The following is a 14,940-nucleotide window of genomic DNA, read 5'->3' on the forward strand; positions in this document are numbered from 1 at the left end:
TCGTACGGCAAGCGCTGCGCGCGGCGCCGGTTGTCATTCGACGGCCTGATGATGGGCGAAGCGGGACACCAGCGGGGGTTCCGTCAGCCAGCCGTGGGTGTGCCCGTGCGCCGGACGAGGGGCGGTGGCGGGTCGGCGCAGCGTGCCGAAAGCGACCCCCGCGCCGACGGCGAGGAGGACCGCGCACAGCGGCATGGCGCGGCCGAACGAGGCGTCGAAGGCCGTGTCCGACCGGTAGGCCTCCGGGCCCATCCCGACCAGCAGCGGGAGTGCCGCGACGGACACCAGCCCCGCCGCCCGGGCCGCGGCGTTGTTGATGCCGCTGGCCAGTCCGGCGTTCGAGGCGTCCACCGAGGCGAGCAGGGTCACGGTCAGGGGGGCGACCATGACGACCATGCCGGCGCCCATCACCAGGAGGGCCGGGAGGATGTCCTGGATGTAGGACGCGCCCGGACCGACCCGCAGCATCAGCAGCATCCCCGCTCCGCACACCAGCGGGCCGACGGTGAGCGGGGCCCGTGGCCCCAGCCGCTGGGCGAGCATCCCGGCGTGGGACGAGAACAGCAGCATCAGCACGGTGTTCGGCAGCATCGCCGCTCCGGCGGCCAACGCCGAGTACCCGACGACGATCTGCAACTGCAGCGCGGTCAGGAAGAAGAACCCGCCCGTCCCCGCGTAGACGCACAGGGTGATGACGTTGACGGCGGTGAACTGCCGGGAGGAGAAGATCGCCGGCGGCATCATGGGGTCGGCGCTGCGTCGTTCGACGCGGAGGAACGCGGCCCCCGCGACGACACCGCCGACGGCCGCGGCAACGGCCACGGTCCCGCCGTCGCGCGCCTCCGTCAGCGCATAGGTGACCAGCGCCAGGGCCAGGGCTCCCAGGACGGCGCCGGGAACGTCGAAGCCGACCCCGCGCCGGGCCCCCGCGCCGGCCGTGGACACTGCTTCCTTGCGCGGTGCGCCCATGGACTCCGGAACATGGCGCAGGGCGACGGGGACGCACAGCAGCGCCGGGACGGCACTCAGTACGAAGGTCCAGCGCCAGCCGGGCCCGTCCACCAGCCACCCGCCCAGGAACGGGCCCAGAGCGGCGCCGATGCCGCCGAATCCGGACCACAGGCCGATCGCGCGCGGCCGGTCGTCCGGATGGAAGGAGGCCTCGATGATCGCCAGTGACCCGGGCGTGAGCAGCGCGCCCCCGACGCCCTGCAGGGCCCGGGCGGCGATGAGCGTGGTGGTGTCCGGGGCCATGGAGCACAGCAGGGAGGCGACCGCGAACCACACCAGGCCCAGCACGAAGACACGACGCCGCCCGAACCGGTCGCCCAGGGAACCGCCCAGCAGGATGAGCCCCGCCAGGGTCAGCATGTAGGCGTTCACCGTCCACTGGAGGACGCCGAGACCGGCGTCGAAGTCCTGGCCGATGCGCGGGAGCGCGATGTTGGTGACGGTCGAGCCGAGCAGCACGACGCCGGAGCCGAGGACGGTGGCCAGTAGCGTCCACCGCCCACGGGCGCCGGCGATGCGGAGGGGGGCGGTGCTCTCGGGAGCGGGGGAGCGGTTCATGTCGAGTCCTGTGGTGGCGTGGCCCGAGCGGTCCGTCGCCTGCTCGGGGGTCGGGGTGAGCAGGCGACGGACGGTACGCGTCCGGCCGAGCTGCCGCGCGGCCGGAAAGGCCGCGTCAGCCGAACATGCCGGGCTGGTAACCGCCCGCGGGCTGCTGGTTGATGACGTTGATGCGGTTGTAGGCGTTGATGACGGCGATCAGCGAGATCAGCGCGGCGAGCTGGTCCTCGTCGTAGTGCTTCGCGGCCTCGGCCCACACCTCGTCCGAGACACCGCCGGAGGCGTCCGCGAGGCGGGTCCCCTGCTCGGTCACCGCCAGGGCCGCGCGCTCGGCGTCCGAGAAGACCGTGGCCTCGCGCCACACGGCGACCAGGTTCAGTCGCTGCTGGTCCTCGCCCGCCGCGGCGGCGTCCTTGGTGTGCATGTCCGTGCAGAAGCCGCAGCCGTTGATCTGGCTGGCCCGGATCTTCACCAGCTCCTGGGTGGCGACCGGAAGAGCCGACTGGACCGCCGCTCCCGCCGAGTTCAGGTGCTTCATGACCTTGCCCGCGAGGGCGTTGCCGAAGTAGTTGATGCGCGCGTCCATGACGTATCTCCTCAAGGGTGGAACGGTTACGGACCATTGACCGGGTGTCCGCGCGTTCTGTGACAACCGGATCGGTCCCCGTGCGCGCGTCCTTCCGTCTCCCCGGCCCCGGAGTCCGCAGACCTGACACACCTCAGGGCACACCGTGTGAAGAGAAGCGCCTCGCGGGTCGCATTCGGTGTGGTCGCCGACCACGGGCGTAGCATCGAACGAGTGGACCAGGCCCGTCGGCCCGAGTCGGCGCCGCCCCCCCCCCCGGGCCCCGGGTACGGCGGGCGCACCATCCCCCAGCGAACTCCAAGGTGATCACCATGGCTACCGAGAGCGTCCTGCACCCGAGTCTCATCGTCCCGATCGGACACGTCGAGCCCGTTCCCCGCCGCATCCGGGGGATGGTCGGGGGCCGTGTCGCCTTCGACACCCGCCGCGCGCTGTACGTGTGGGAGTGGCAGGCGTATCCGCAGTTCAGCATCCCGATCGAGGACTTGGTGGAGGGCGCGCTCGACGACGACAAGCACACCGAGCAGCTCGGTGCCGGGCCCGCTCACCGACACACCCTGCGGGTCGGTCCGGAGGTCCGCGCGGGAGCGGCGTGGGTCTGGGGGGAGGGCTCCCCCGAAGCCCTGCGCGACACGGTGCGCTTCGAATGGGAGGCGCTGGACGCCTGGTTCGAGGAGGACGAGCCGGTCTTCGTCCATCCGCGCAGCCCGTACTCGCGCGTGGACGCGCTGCGTTCGCGCAGCACCGTCCGGGTCGAGGTGGACGGCGTCGTACTGGCGGAAGCCGCCGGCTGCGTGAAGCTGTTCGAGACCGGCCTGCCGACCCGCTACTACCTCGACCCCATGAACATCGACTGGACCCGGCTGCGGCACTCCGACACCGTGACCCGGTGCCCCTACAAGGGAACGACGAGCGACTACTGGTCGTTCGACGGCGGCACCGGCGCCCACGAGGACATCGCCTGGACCTACGACTTCCCGACCATCCACGCCAACCGCATCGCCGGACTGACCGCGTTCTACAACGAGCACGTCGATCTGTACGTCGACGGCTTCCTGCTGCCGAAGCCGGTGGATCCCACCCGGGTGGCCTCCGACTAACCGGAGCATGGTGCGGGCCCGACGCGTCACACATCGACTCCTCACACGGTCTCATGAGGTGGAAAGCCATCCAAAAGCCTCAACACCGCAAGGAGTGACCATGAGCGACCTCGTTCTCGAGCCCGCCGCGCAGGACTTCGCCAACGCCACCGCCAAGCCGCCGTTGCTGTACGAACTCGGTGTCGAGGGAGCCCGCAAGCTGCTCGACGACGTCCAGTCCGGTCCGGTGGAGAAGCCGGACGTGGACGAGACGTGGATCACCGTGCCCGCCGAGGTCGGTGACGTGCGGGTGCGCATCGTCAAGCCCGTCGGCACCACCGGTGTGCTGCCCGTCATCCTCTACGTGCACGGCGGCGGCTGGATCCTCGGAAACGCCGGGACCCACGACCGTCTCGTGCGGGAACTGGCCGTGGGCGCGGAGGCGGCCGCGGTCTTCGTCGAGTACGACCGCTCCCCGGAGGCGAAGTATCCCGTCGCCATCGAGCAGGCCTACGCCACCGCCCAGTGGGTCACCACCAAGGGCGCCGACGAGGGCCTGGACGGCTCCCGCATGGTCGTCGCCGGCGACTCCGTCGGCGGCAACATGAGCGCCGCCCTCACCCACCTGGCCAAGCGGCGCGGCGACGTGACCTTCCTGCACCAGTCCCTCTACTACCCCGTCACCGACGCCGGGCAGGACACGGAGAGCTACCGCGTCTTCGCGCACGGACCGCACCTGACCGCGAAGGCCATGGAGTGGTTCTGGAACGCCTACGCCCCCGATCCGGCGGAGCGGGACCAGATCACGGCCTCGCCGCTGCGCGCCACCCTGGAGGACCTCCAGGGCCTGCCTCCGGCGTTCGTCGTGGTCGACGAGAACGACGTGCTGCGCGACGAGGGCGAGGCCTACGCCCGCAAGCTGATCCAGGCCGGGGTGCCGACCACGAGCGTCCGCTACAACGCCAGCCTGCACGATTTCATGATGCTGAACCCGGTCCGCGGAACGCAGGCCTCCACCGCGGCGATCGAGCAGGCGGTCCACGTTCTGCGCAAGGCCCTCGGCACCGACTGATCCGGAAGGCCCACTCTCATGAGCGCACAGAAACCGACCATCGTCCTCGTGCACGGCGCGTTCGCGGACTCGTCCAGTTGGAACGGCGTGGTCGCCAGGCTCCGGTCGCGCGACTACCCGGTGGTGGCCGCGAGCAATCCGCTGCGCGGGCTGACCGAGGACAGCGCGTACGTCAGACAGCTCCTGGAGTCCATCGACGGGCCCGTGGTTCTCGCCGGGCACTCCTACGGCGGCTCGGTCATCAGCAACGCCGCGACGGGACTCGACCACGTCAAGGCTCTCGTGTTCGTCGCGGCGTTCCTGCCGGACGAGGGTGAGAGCGCGGTCGACCTGTCCGGCAGGTTCCCGGGCAGCACCCTCGGGGAGACGCTCCGCCCGGTGCCGGTCACGCTCCCCGACGGCGGCCGGGCCGCGGACCTCTACATCGAGCAGAGCAGGTTCCACCAGCAGTTCGCCGCCGACGTCCCGGAGGAGACCACGGCGGTCATGGCGGCCACCCAGCGGCCCGTGGCCGACGCCGCGTTGGCGGAGGGTGCCTCGGCGCCGGCGTGGAAGGACATTCCGTCCTGGGTCCTCGTCGCCTCCGAGGACCGCAACATCCCGGCCCAGGTGCAGACATACATGGCCGAGCGCGCGAAGGCCACGGTGGTGCACGTCACCGCTTCCCACGCGGTCAGCGTTTCGCGTCCGGGCGACGTCGCCCGGCTGATCAACGAGGCGGCGCAGGCGACCGGCTGAGCGGACGGTGGGCCGCCGCCCCTGGGAAGACCGGCGGCGGCCCACCGGCACCGCGCCCGCCGCGGCGCCGCGTCACGTCCCACCGGAGTGACACGGGAGTACCTCATGAACACGAGCAGGCAGGCCGCTCGCGGGCTGGCCGACCTACAGGCGTTTCTGTACCGGGAGGCACACCTCAGTGCCGCTCGTCGGCGGGTGTCGGCCTTCACCGCGAAGGCCGACGGGCTGACCCAGGGGCAGCGGGTGGACCTGGAGCGGTGGTATCTGGAGGAACAGAAGTACGTCGCCCGCATGGTGACCGAGCACATCGCGGAGCGCATCGGCGCGGCTGAGGCGGCGCACCGCCTCCGGTTCGGCCGCTGGCTGCGAGGCACGCTGATCGCCATGACCGCGATCGGCCTGACGATCTTCGTGTGCACGGCGGTCGTCGTGGGCTCGATGGCCTGATCGACCGACGCCGCACCGGGTCGTCGCAGGATCCGTAGCGGCGGCTTCCGGCCAGTGGGCCCCGGCCGGAACACGATGCCGGGAAGACGGGCACGCAGCAGAAGGCAGAGGGGGGCGCAGGCGGGGGCATCAGGACCCCGGATCCCGAGCGCCTGCGCGCGAGCCTCGGCGATCAGTTTGAGACAGGTCTACGGAAAGTGAAACGCCGGGGTATCGTGACAGCCGGGAGGCTGCCATGGTGAGGGACGGCGCACGGACCGAGCTCATCGGGCGGCAGGACGAGTGCAAGGTCCTCGACGACCTCCTCGCGCAGGCCAGAGCGGGCCGCAGCGGAGTGCTGGTAGTGCGCGGCGAGGCGGGCATCGGCAAGACCGAGCTGCTGAATCACCTGCTCGACCGGGCCACCGGGTGCCGCGTCGTCAGAGCGGTCGGCGTGCAGTCCGAGATGGAGCTCTCCTACGCCGGACTGCACCAGCTCTGCGCACCTCTGCTCTCCCACCTGGACGGTCTCCCCGAGCCGCAGCGCAATGCCCTGCGCACGGCCTTCGGAATGCAGGTCGGTGACGCTCCCGACCGGTTCCTGGTCGGCCTGGCCACGTTGAGCCTGCTCGCCACCGCCGGCGACGAGCCGTTGCTGTGCCTGGTCGACGACGCGCAGTGGCTGGACCGCGTCTCGGCCCAGACGCTGGAGTTCGTCGCCCGACGGCTGCTCGCCGAACCCGTCCTGATGGTCCTGGCCGTCCGCGAGTCCGGCTCCCGCGAAGTGCTCGCGGACCTTCCGGAGCTGGCCGTGCGCGGACTCGGCGAGCGCGATTCCCGCCGGCTCCTCGACTCGGTCGTCACCGGCCCGCTCGACCAGCGGGTACGCGACCGTATCGTCGCCGAGACGCGCGGCAACCCGCTGGCCCTGGTGGAGCTGCCGCGCGGCCTGACCCTCCTCGAGATGGCCGGAGGATTCGGCGTACCGGCGAGCCGTCCCCTGTCCAGTCAGATCGAGGCGGGTTTCCTCCGCCGCATCCGCACCCTCTCCGCGCAGGCGCAGCAGTTGCTGCTCATCGCCGCCACCGAACCGGTCGGTGATGTGTCCCTGCTGCGGAGCGCCGCCGAACGCCTCGGCATCGACGTGGAGCGCGCCGCGACCGAAGCCGAGGCGTCGGGTCTGATGACCCTCGGCACCTGGGTCCGCTTCCGCCACCCACTGGTGCGCTCCGCTGCGTACCGCGCCGTCGGTTTCGAGGAACGCCGGAGCGTGCACGCGGCCCTGGCCGAGTCCATCGACGCCACGCTCTATCCCGAACGCCGTGTCTGGCACCTCGCCAGTGCCGCGACGGGTCCGGACGAGAACGTCGCCGCCGAACTGGAGGGCTCCGCCGGGCGAGCGCACGCGCGCGGTGGTGTCGCCGCGGCCGCGGCCTTCCTGGACCGAGCCGCCGAGCTGACTCCCGATCCGGTGCGCCGCGGAGCCAGGGCACTGGCCGCGGCGGAGGCGAAGTACCAGGCGGGCGCCTTCGACACCGCGCGGGAGTTGGTCGACGCGGCGGAGCTGGGCCCGCTCGGCGAGGTCGGAGCCGGACGCGCGACCTTGCTGCGCGGGCAGATCATGTCGGCGGCCAAGAGCGCCAGCGCCGGACTGCCGCTGCTGCTCGAAGCGGCGAAGCGACTCCAGCCGTTCGACTCCGCACTCGCCGACCAGACGTACCGGGACGCCATCTACGCGGCCCTGACCGCGGGCCGACTGGCCACTGGCGGGGTCCGTGACGTCGCCGAGGCGGTGCTCAGCACGCCGGGCCACACCGGCACCGAGAGCCGGGAGACCCGTCTCCTGACCGGTCTCGCGCGGGTGGTGACCGAGGGTTACGCGGCGGGCGCGCCGGTAGTCCTGGACGCCGTGGCGGCGTTCCGGGAAGGGGAACTCCCCCGCGAGGAGGCCCTGGGCTGGCTGCCGTTCGCGTGCCGCATGGCGCACAACACCTGGGACTTCGCAGCCTGGTCCGAGCTGTCGGCGCGGTTGGTCGACCTGGCCCGCGCCAACGGAGCGCTCGCCGTGCTGCCCTCGGCCCTTCTGCTGCGCCTGTCGAACCGGGTGTTCGCCGGCGACCTGCGCGGGGCCGCCTCCCTGACCGTGGAGGCGAGCGCGATCGGCGAAGCCACGGGCAGCAGCGTCCTCGCCCACTACGGCACCCTCGTCCTGGAGCCCTTCAGAGGGCGGGAGCCGGCCACCCGGCAGGCGATCGAGACCCTGACCCAGGACCGCCTCCTGCGCGGGGAGGGCAAGGTGGCGACGGCCACCCAATGGGCCGCCGCCGTCCTCTACAACGGCCTGGGCAGGTACGAGGAGGCCTACGCCGCGGCCGAGCGGGGCTGTGAGAACCCGCAGGAGCTGGGTCTGTCCCTCCAGTCCCGGGTCGAACTCGTCGAAGCGGCCGTGCGCCTCGGGCGTACCGAGCGGGCCGCCGAGGCCGTACGCACGATCGAGGAGATGGCGCAGGTCAGCGGGACACCCTGGGCGCTCGGCACCTCCGCCGCCGTGCGTGCCCTGGTGAGCGAGGGAGAGACGGCCGACGCCCTGCACCGGGAGGCGATCGAGCGGCTCGACACGGCCGGGGTCCGAATGGACAGCGCCCGCGCACGGCTTCGGCACGGTGAGTGGCTGCGCCTGGAACGGCGCCGAGCGCAGGCGCGTACCCGGCTGAGCGAGGCACACGAGGTGCTCGACGCCGCCGGGGCGGAGGCGTTCGCGGAACGCGCCCGACGTGAGTTGCAGGCCGTCGGCGTCAAGGTGCGCGGTCGCGCCACGACCAAGACCGCGGTCCTCACCGCGAAGGAGGTCGAGATCGCCCGGCTCGTGCAGGGAGGTTTCACCAACCCGGAGATCGGCGCGCGGCTCTTCCTCAGCCCGCACACCGTCGAGTGGCATCTGCGCAAGGTCTTCGCGAAACTCGGTGTCTCTTCCCGCAAGGAGATCGACTCGGTGCGGTTGGAGGCGATGGCGACCGCGCCCTGACCCGCCCGACGAAGGCCCGCTCAGACGTGCGACGCCTCGGGCTCCGCCAGCAGGGCGGGCACAGTGACGATCTTCGCCTCCCGGGCCAGCAGGCGGTGGACCGGACAGCGCCCGGCAGCCGCCAGCAACTGCTCCCGCTGAGCGGGCTCCAGGTCGCCGGTCAGCCCGACGTTCTTGACGATGTCACCCTGCTTCCCGAACCGCACGGCCACGTCGATCCGCTCCAGTGGCCATTCGTGCCGGTCCGCCAGAGCCCGCACGGCCATGGATGTGCAGGACCCCAGCGCGGCCAGCAGCAGCTCGCCCGGGGTGGGGCCCTCGTCGGCGCCGACGGGCTCGGGCTCGTCGGCGGTCAGGTGGTGCGTGCCGATCGAGACGGAACGGGTGAGCCGTGCGCCTTCGGCGACGGTCACGATGCGCGTGATCATGGGTCTTCCTCTCGGCCGAGGTAGCGGGACCGGGGCGGGGTCCGACAGGTCCCTCCTCCGCAGTGACCGAGCGGCGCGGGCGTGTGTGACACGTCGGCCGGTGAGGGGGTGTCACAGACGGGGCGCGGCCGCCGGACGTTCGAGGCCCGTCTCGCATCCCTTCGGGCGGCCTGACCCCCGGTCAGGCGGTGCCGCTCACAGGACCGCGCTCAGGTGGCGCCGGGAGGTGATGCCCAACTTGGCGTACACCTTGCGCAGATGCCATTCGACGGTGTGCGGGCTCAGGAACAACTGGGCGCCGATCTCGGAGTTGGTGAGCCCGTCCCGGGCCAGCCGCGCGATCTGGCTCTCCTGAGGCGTGAGCGCCGCCACGGCGGCGGCGTCGCGGCGGGACACCGTTTCCCCGGTGGCCCGCAGTTCGCGGACGGCGCGTTCGGCGAACGCCTGCGCGCCGAACCGGGTGAACAGGGCGTGGGCCGTCCGCAACTGCGCACGGGCGTCGGCGCGGCGGCCCGCCCGCCGCAGCCACTCCCCGTACAGCAGCCGTGCCCGGGCCGTCTCCATGGCCACCTGGGTGCGGCCGAGTCGTTCGATCGCCGCCCGGTACAGCTCGTCGGCCTCCGTTCCGTCACTGAGCAGGGCGCGGCAGCGCAGCTGGACGCCCAGTGCCCAGTCCGTGGCGGCGGCGTCCGTGTCGCGGGTCAGCCGGACCAGTGCCGCCTCGGCCACGTCGAGCCGGCCGCTGCGCGCCCCGGACTCCACCAGCTCGACCAGGCCCCAGCCGGCCGCGACCAGGTCCTGCGGGTGCGCGCTCGCCCGACGGGCGGCGTCCAGCGCCTCCTCGTACCTGCCCAGGCCGTTGAGGAGCACGGCCTGCGCCCGCCACGCGATGGTCACCCCGATGCCCTCACCGCGGCCGACGGCCTCCTCCGTGCCGGCCTTGATCAACGGTGCGGCTTCGCTCTCGCGCCCCTGCCAGGCGGCGAGCGTCATCGTGCCGTACGGCGAGAAGCCGCTGCCGACCGCCTCCTGGACCCGGCCGGTCTCCGCGATGAGCAGCGCCGCCGCGTCCAGCTCACCGGCGGTCGTGTGGACGACCACCCGCGAATTGAGCGCCAGCGGCAACTCGGTCAGCGCCCCGACGGCACGGGCGGTGCGCACATGGCGGGTGACCAGTTCCGTCCAGCCCTCGTGGTCCCACATCTCGGCCGCCAGTGCCGAAGCCGCCCACGACCAGCGCAGTACCTCGTCGGGCTCGGCCTCCCGGCGGAACGCGCGTACCGCGTCGCGCGAGACGGTGACCGCGTCGCGATACCCGTCGAGGAAACGGGTGGTGAGGGCGTCCAGCAGCAGATCGGCGTTGCGCGGCGGTCCCGTGCGGGGCGGGGTCGTCCCGCGCGCGGCCGCCGCCACCTCGCGTACGTGCGCCTCGGACGCGAGGCGCCCGGCGAACATGGCGGCCGACAGGGTGTCCAGGAAGGTCTCGCGGGCCAGGTCCACATCGAGCGGGACCAGGTGTCGCGCGGTGGCCAGCAGCCTGGGGAGCGCTTCGTCCACGCGGCTGGAGGCGAAGGAGATGCGGGCCTCGACCAGATCGGCACGGGCCCGGCCGAGTTCGTCGAGTGTGCCGGCCCGTGCCAGCTCCAGCAGGTCGCGCGCGGCGGTGGGCGCACCGGCGCGCAGCTTCGCCTGAGCCGCGGCGAGGGCACGCGTGGCCTTGCGCCGCGGGTGCGGCGTCAGGGCGGCAGCGTGGGCGAGGAACGCGGCGGCCGCGGCGGTGCCGCCCCGTGCCCGCGCCCGTCCGGCCGACGACTCCAGCTCCGCGGCGATGGCCTCGTCCGGCCGGACCGTGGCCCGCGCGAGGTGCCAGGCACGCCGGTCGGGGTCGAGGCCGGGGTCCGTCGTCTCGGCCAGCACGCGGTGCACCTCCCGCAGCTCCGCCAGCCCGGCCGACCGGTAGACCGCGGAGCGCAGCAGCGGATGCCGGAAACGCACCAGAGTGCCGACGTCGAGCAGCCCCGCCGAAACCGCCGGTTCCACCGCGTCCGGATCGATGCCCAGTCGCTCGACGGCGCTCTTGAGCAGCGACACGTCACCGACCGGCTCGGCGGCGGCCGCCAGCAGCAGGCGCTGCGTCGGCTCCGGGAGCGCGCGGACCCGCGCGAGGTAGCTCCGCTCGATACGGCCGGTCACCCTTCCGGGACCGTGCGGAGCGGACCACTCGACCGCTTCCGCGTCGACACGGCCGTGGGGGAGTTCCAGCAGTGCGAGCGGGTTGCCGCGAGCCTCGGCGAGGACGCGGTCGCGGATCCGCTCGTCCATCGGGCCTTCGGCGCCCGCGTCCAGCAGCGCGCGGGCGTCGGTGTCGTTCAGCCCGCGCAGCGTCAGCTCGGGCAGGCCGGCCAGGTCGTCGCGTCCCCGCTGCTCACGGGTGGCGAAGATCAGAGCCAGCGGTTCGGCGAGCATCCTTCGCGCCACGAACGCCAGCGTCTGCGCGGAAACCCGGTCGAGCCACTGGGCGTCGTCCACGAGACAGAACAGCGGTCGCCGGGCGGCCACGTCGGTCAGCAGCCCGAGCACGGCCAGACCCACCAGGAACCTGTCCGGGGGCGGCCCCGCGCTCACCCCGAACGCCGTGGCCAGCGCTTTTGCCTGCGGCGGCGGGAGGGAGTCGGCGTGCCCGAGGAAGGGCGCGCACAACTGGTGCAGTCCCGCGAACGGAAGCTCCATCTCGGACTCGGCGCCCGCTCCCCGGGCGATCCGGTGCGTGGTGACACGTGCCGCAAGATGATCCAGGAGGGCGGACTTCCCGATGCCGGCGTCGCCGCGCAGGACCAGCACCGCGCTGCGGCCTGCCTCCACCTCCGAGACCAGCCCGTCCAGCACGTCGAACTCACGGCGTCGGCCTCGCAGCCGCTCCGGACCGTCCCCGCTCACGCAGCTCCCCACACGCGGTGAGCTTAACAACACGGCGTGCGGCCGGGGCAGGGGGCGGGCTGCCGCGGCCGTCTTCGGCGGCGGCTGTCACAGAACGGAGAGCCGTCTCATCAGAGGAGCAGAACGCTTTCCCGCCCACTCGCTTTCCCCGAGCCGAGAGGAGACGACCTCACATGCTGACCGCGATGGACCGTTCCAGCCCTTCGGGCTCCACCGGGACAGGAGCCCACGGGCGTGCGCAGCCCGGCAAGTGGCTGATCGGCGTGCCGTTCCGCTCCACCGCTTCCCGCGTGGTCTGGATGTACTACGTGGTGGGCGAGGCGGGTGACGTCTCCCGAGCGGTGCGCGTCGCCCTGGCGCGCGCCAACAGTACTCAGGAGAAGCAGGCGCGGGGCGGCGGGTCCGTCACGGCGGAGGGACTGGAGGTCCGCAGGATCACGCTGGACGCCCTCGGGCACACACGTCTGGACGGCGCCGGCGACCGGTCGGCCGCGCCCTCGTGGTGAGGGCCGGGAGCGTCGGACGGCGCCTCGCGCCGCATCCGCGACGTGCCACGGCAGTGCCACGCGCGCACGGTCCTGTGACCCGGATCATGGGTCCGGGAGGGCATGGATGTCCCGCGCCGCGCGGTGTTCGCTGGGCGACATGAACGAAAGCCCCAAGATGCCCTTCCCGACTCCTTCCCACTGGATCGACGGCCGTGCCGTCACCGGCTCCGGACCGTTGATCGACGTGGTGAACCCCGCCGACGAATCGGTCATCGCCCACCTGCACGAGGCCACCGCCGCCGACGTGGACATGGCTGTCGACGCCGCGGTAGCCGCCTTCCCCGGATGGGCCGCGACGCCCCCGCGGCACCGGGCGGACGTCATGCGACGCCTGGCCGAAGGACTGCAGAAGCGGAGCGAGGAACTGGCGGCCACCATCACCATGGAGATGGGCGCCCCCATCGCCTTCTCCCGGCAGGCGCAGGTCGGATTCCCGGTCGCGTCCACCCTGGCCGCGATCGCCGCGGCCGAGCGGTTCGAGTGGAGCGAGACGGTCGAGAACTCGCTCGTCGTCCGCGAACCCATCGGAGTGGTGGGCGCCATCACCCCGTGGAACTTCCCGCTGCAGCAGCTGGTGACGAAGGTGGTCCCGGCGATGCTGGCGGGCAACACTGTCGTCCTCAAGCCCTCGGAGCTGTCTCCCCTCAGCGCCCGGATGTTCGCGGAGATCGCCACGGAGGCCGGGCTGCCGAACGGTGTGTTCAACGTGGTGCAGGGAACCGGCCCGGTCGTCGGCGAGGCCATGTCCCGCCACCCGAGGATCGACATGATCTCCTTCACCGGATCCACCCGCGCCGGCAAGAGCGTCTCCAGCGCCGCCTCCGTCACGGTGAAGCGGGTCGCACTCGAACTGGGCGGCAAGGCCGCCCACGTCATCCTCCCCGAGGCCGACCTCGACTCGGCCGCCGCCCGCGGACTCGCCTTTGCCTGGGCCAACGCCGGCCAGGCCTGCGGCGCCTACGTGCGCATGCTCGTGCCCGAGGACCTTCAGGCGACCGTGGTCGACAAGCTCCGGACCGCCGCCCAGGAGTACGTGGTCGGTGATCCGGCAGCCGAGGCCACTCGGATCGGACCACTCGCCTCGGAGACCCAGCGCCGGCGCGTCGACGACTACATCCGGCGCGGCATCGCCGACGGTGCCACCCTCGTGACGGGCGGCCCCGGCCGACCCGAGGGGTTCGAGACCGGCGCCTACGTCAGGCCCACGATCTTCTCCGACGTCGCACCCGAGTCGGTCATCGCCCAGGAGGAGATCTTCGGCCCCGTCCTCGTCGTCATCCCCTACACCGACGACGAACACGCCGTCGAGATCGCCAACGGCACGGTCTACGGCCTCAACGCCGCGGTGACCGGCGACGAGGACCATGCCATGGCGATCGCCATGCGCCTGCGTGTCGGCCAGGTCGATGTCAACGGCGGCCAGCACAACTTCCAGGCACCGTTCGGCGGATACAAGCAGTCCGGCAACGGCCGGGAGATGGGCCGTGCGGGCCTCGAGGAGTTCCTGGAGACCAAGGCGATCACACGCTGACGCACCACGCCACCGTGCCCGTGCACAACACACCGTTCACTGGGAATGACGCACCCCGGACACGGCGTTCACGTTGTTGATCCACCGAAGGGACGACCATGGCAGACCGCGCGGCGCTGGCCGCTTTCCTGCGGGCACGCCGCGAGGCTCTGCAGCCCGAGGACGTCGGACTGCCTCGCGGCCGCCGCAGGCGTACCGGAGGACTGCGCCGGGAGGAGGTCGCGGCCCTGTGCGACATGTCGGTGGACTACTACAGCCGGCTGGAGCAGCCGCGGGGCCCGCACCCCTCGGAGCAGATGCTCACCGCGATGGCCCGCGGCCTGCGCCTGTCACTGGAGGAGCGCGATCTTCTCTTCCAGCTCGCCGGTCACGCCCTGCCGCGCCGTGCGCGACGCGGCGATCACGTCGCCCCCGGGATGATGCGCATCCTGGACCGGCTGGAGGACACTCCCGCCCAGGTGATGAACCACCTGGGCGAGACACTGAGCCAGACTCGTCCCGCGGTGGCCCTGCTGGGTGACCAGAGGGCCCACACGGGGCTGGCTCGCAGTGCTCACTACCGCTGGTTCACGGACCCCGCCGCCCGTCTGGTCCACCCCCCGAGCGATCACGCCGAGCAGAGCCGCCTCATGGTGGCCGACCTCCACAGCGCATACTCCCGCGACGGAGGCGACTCCGGCGCCGCCGCGCTCGTGGACGCGCTGGACCGGGAGAGTCCGGAGTTCGCCGGCCTGTGGCGGCAACGCCCCGTGCTGGGCCCGTACTGCGCCTCCAAGCGCTTCGTGCACCCAGAGGTCGGAACACTCGAACTGCACTGTCAGACGCTGATCGATCCCGACCACGGCCAGCGGCTCGTCGTCTACACCGCGACACCCGGGACGGAGAGCCACACCAGCCTCCGACTGCTGTCCCTGCTGCCGGTCCTGTAACGGTGCGGCTCCCACGCCTGCCGGGGGCCAGGCCCAGTCGAGGGCGTGCTCGTGGGCCAGGCGGCATGCGGT

General features: G+C 72.3%; 12 protein-coding genes. 8 read left to right on the forward strand and 4 right to left on the reverse strand.

Features of this window, described 5'->3' with window-relative positions; genetic code table 11:
- Nucleotides 1-33: 33 nt before the first annotated feature.
- Nucleotides 34-1,569, reverse strand: a complete 1,536-nt coding sequence (locus Sru02f_RS14960) for an MFS transporter (RefSeq protein ID WP_109030514.1) — start codon at nt 1,567-1,569, stop codon at nt 34-36.
- 115 nt (nt 1,570-1,684) lie between these two features.
- Nucleotides 1,685-2,155 carry a carboxymuconolactone decarboxylase family protein gene (locus tag Sru02f_RS14965; protein ID WP_109030515.1) on the reverse strand — a complete coding sequence of 157 codons (471 nt, stop codon included), beginning with the start codon at nt 2,153-2,155 and terminating at the stop codon, nt 1,685-1,687.
- Nucleotides 2,156-2,466: 311 nt separating this feature from the next.
- Between Sru02f_RS14965 and Sru02f_RS14970 the strand changes: the two genes are divergently transcribed.
- The 5 genes from Sru02f_RS14970 (at nt 2,467) to Sru02f_RS14990 (ending at nt 8,495) form a co-directional block, all read left to right on the forward strand.
- Nucleotides 2,467-3,255, forward strand: a complete 789-nt coding sequence (locus Sru02f_RS14970) for a DUF427 domain-containing protein (RefSeq protein WP_109030516.1) — start codon at nt 2,467-2,469, stop codon at nt 3,253-3,255.
- 100 nt (nt 3,256-3,355) lie between these two features.
- Entirely contained in the window at nt 3,356-4,306 is a 951-nt protein-coding gene (locus tag Sru02f_RS14975) for an alpha/beta hydrolase (RefSeq protein ID WP_109030517.1), read from the forward strand.
- A gap of 18 nt (nt 4,307-4,324) precedes the next feature.
- Nucleotides 4,325-5,044 (forward strand): alpha/beta fold hydrolase, encoded by a 720-nt coding sequence (locus Sru02f_RS14980; RefSeq protein ID WP_109030518.1) that lies wholly within the window; start codon nt 4,325-4,327, stop codon nt 5,042-5,044.
- A gap of 105 nt (nt 5,045-5,149) precedes the next feature.
- Nucleotides 5,150-5,491 (forward strand): hypothetical protein, encoded by a 342-nt coding sequence (locus tag Sru02f_RS14985; protein WP_109030519.1) that lies wholly within the window; start codon nt 5,150-5,152, stop codon nt 5,489-5,491.
- A 235-nt stretch (nt 5,492-5,726) separates the two neighbouring features.
- Nucleotides 5,727-8,495 (forward strand): ATP-binding protein, encoded by a 2,769-nt coding sequence (locus Sru02f_RS14990; protein WP_109030520.1) that lies wholly within the window; start codon nt 5,727-5,729, stop codon nt 8,493-8,495.
- Between the two features lie 20 nt (nt 8,496-8,515).
- Here Sru02f_RS14990 and Sru02f_RS14995 read toward each other — a convergent pair whose 3' ends face one another.
- Together Sru02f_RS14995 and Sru02f_RS15000 are read right to left on the reverse strand one after the other, a co-directional pair.
- On the reverse strand, nt 8,516-8,923 hold the full coding sequence (locus Sru02f_RS14995; RefSeq protein WP_109030521.1) for an OsmC family protein: 408 nt from the start codon (nt 8,921-8,923) through the stop codon (nt 8,516-8,518).
- A 195-nt stretch (nt 8,924-9,118) separates the two neighbouring features.
- Nucleotides 9,119-11,860 (reverse strand): helix-turn-helix transcriptional regulator, encoded by a 2,742-nt coding sequence (locus tag Sru02f_RS15000; RefSeq protein WP_167469375.1) that lies wholly within the window; start codon nt 11,858-11,860, stop codon nt 9,119-9,121.
- Between the two features lie 173 nt (nt 11,861-12,033).
- Here Sru02f_RS15000 and Sru02f_RS15005 point away from each other — a divergent pair, with 173 nt between their 5' ends.
- The 3 genes from Sru02f_RS15005 (at nt 12,034) to Sru02f_RS15015 (ending at nt 14,868) form a co-directional block, all read left to right on the forward strand.
- Complete coding sequence (locus Sru02f_RS15005) at nt 12,034-12,366, forward strand: hypothetical protein (protein ID WP_109030523.1); 333 nt, start codon at nt 12,034-12,036, stop codon at nt 12,364-12,366.
- A 139-nt stretch (nt 12,367-12,505) separates the two neighbouring features.
- Nucleotides 12,506-13,939 carry an aldehyde dehydrogenase family protein gene (locus Sru02f_RS15010; protein ID WP_239105893.1) on the forward strand — a complete coding sequence of 478 codons (1,434 nt, stop codon included), beginning with the start codon at nt 12,506-12,508 and terminating at the stop codon, nt 13,937-13,939.
- A 98-nt stretch (nt 13,940-14,037) separates the two neighbouring features.
- A complete protein-coding gene (locus tag Sru02f_RS15015) occupies nt 14,038-14,868 on the forward strand; it encodes a helix-turn-helix transcriptional regulator (RefSeq protein WP_109030525.1) in 831 nt (276 codons plus the stop codon).
- The last annotated feature ends 72 nt before the right edge of the window (nt 14,869-14,940 follow it).

The sequence above is a fragment of the Streptomyces rubrogriseus genome, assembly GCF_027947575.1.
GTDB classification, from domain to species: domain Bacteria; phylum Actinomycetota; class Actinomycetes; order Streptomycetales; family Streptomycetaceae; genus Streptomyces; species Streptomyces rubrogriseus.

Excerpts from the sequence above, each read along its gene's own strand:
- Sru02f_RS14960 (WP_109030514.1), bottom strand. The coding sequence starts at position 1,569 with ATGAACCGCTCCCCCGCTCCCGAGAGCACCGCCCCCCTCCGCATCGCC.
- Sru02f_RS14965 (WP_109030515.1), bottom strand. The coding sequence starts at position 2,155 with ATGGACGCGCGCATCAACTACTTCGGCAACGCCCTCGCGGGCAAGGTC.
- Sru02f_RS14970 (WP_109030516.1), top strand. The coding sequence starts at position 2,467 with ATGGCTACCGAGAGCGTCCTGCACCCGAGTCTCATCGTCCCGATCGGA.
- Sru02f_RS14975 (WP_109030517.1), top strand. The coding sequence starts at position 3,356 with ATGAGCGACCTCGTTCTCGAGCCCGCCGCGCAGGACTTCGCCAACGCC.
- Sru02f_RS14980 (WP_109030518.1), top strand. The coding sequence starts at position 4,325 with ATGAGCGCACAGAAACCGACCATCGTCCTCGTGCACGGCGCGTTCGCG.
- Sru02f_RS14985 (WP_109030519.1), top strand. The coding sequence starts at position 5,150 with ATGAACACGAGCAGGCAGGCCGCTCGCGGGCTGGCCGACCTACAGGCG.
- Sru02f_RS14990 (WP_109030520.1), top strand. The coding sequence starts at position 5,727 with ATGGTGAGGGACGGCGCACGGACCGAGCTCATCGGGCGGCAGGACGAG.
- Sru02f_RS14995 (WP_109030521.1), bottom strand. The coding sequence starts at position 8,923 with ATGATCACGCGCATCGTGACCGTCGCCGAAGGCGCACGGCTCACCCGT.
- Sru02f_RS15005 (WP_109030523.1), top strand. The coding sequence starts at position 12,034 with ATGCTGACCGCGATGGACCGTTCCAGCCCTTCGGGCTCCACCGGGACA.
- Sru02f_RS15010 (WP_239105893.1), top strand. The coding sequence starts at position 12,506 with ATGAACGAAAGCCCCAAGATGCCCTTCCCGACTCCTTCCCACTGGATC.
- Sru02f_RS15015 (WP_109030525.1), top strand. The coding sequence starts at position 14,038 with ATGGCAGACCGCGCGGCGCTGGCCGCTTTCCTGCGGGCACGCCGCGAG.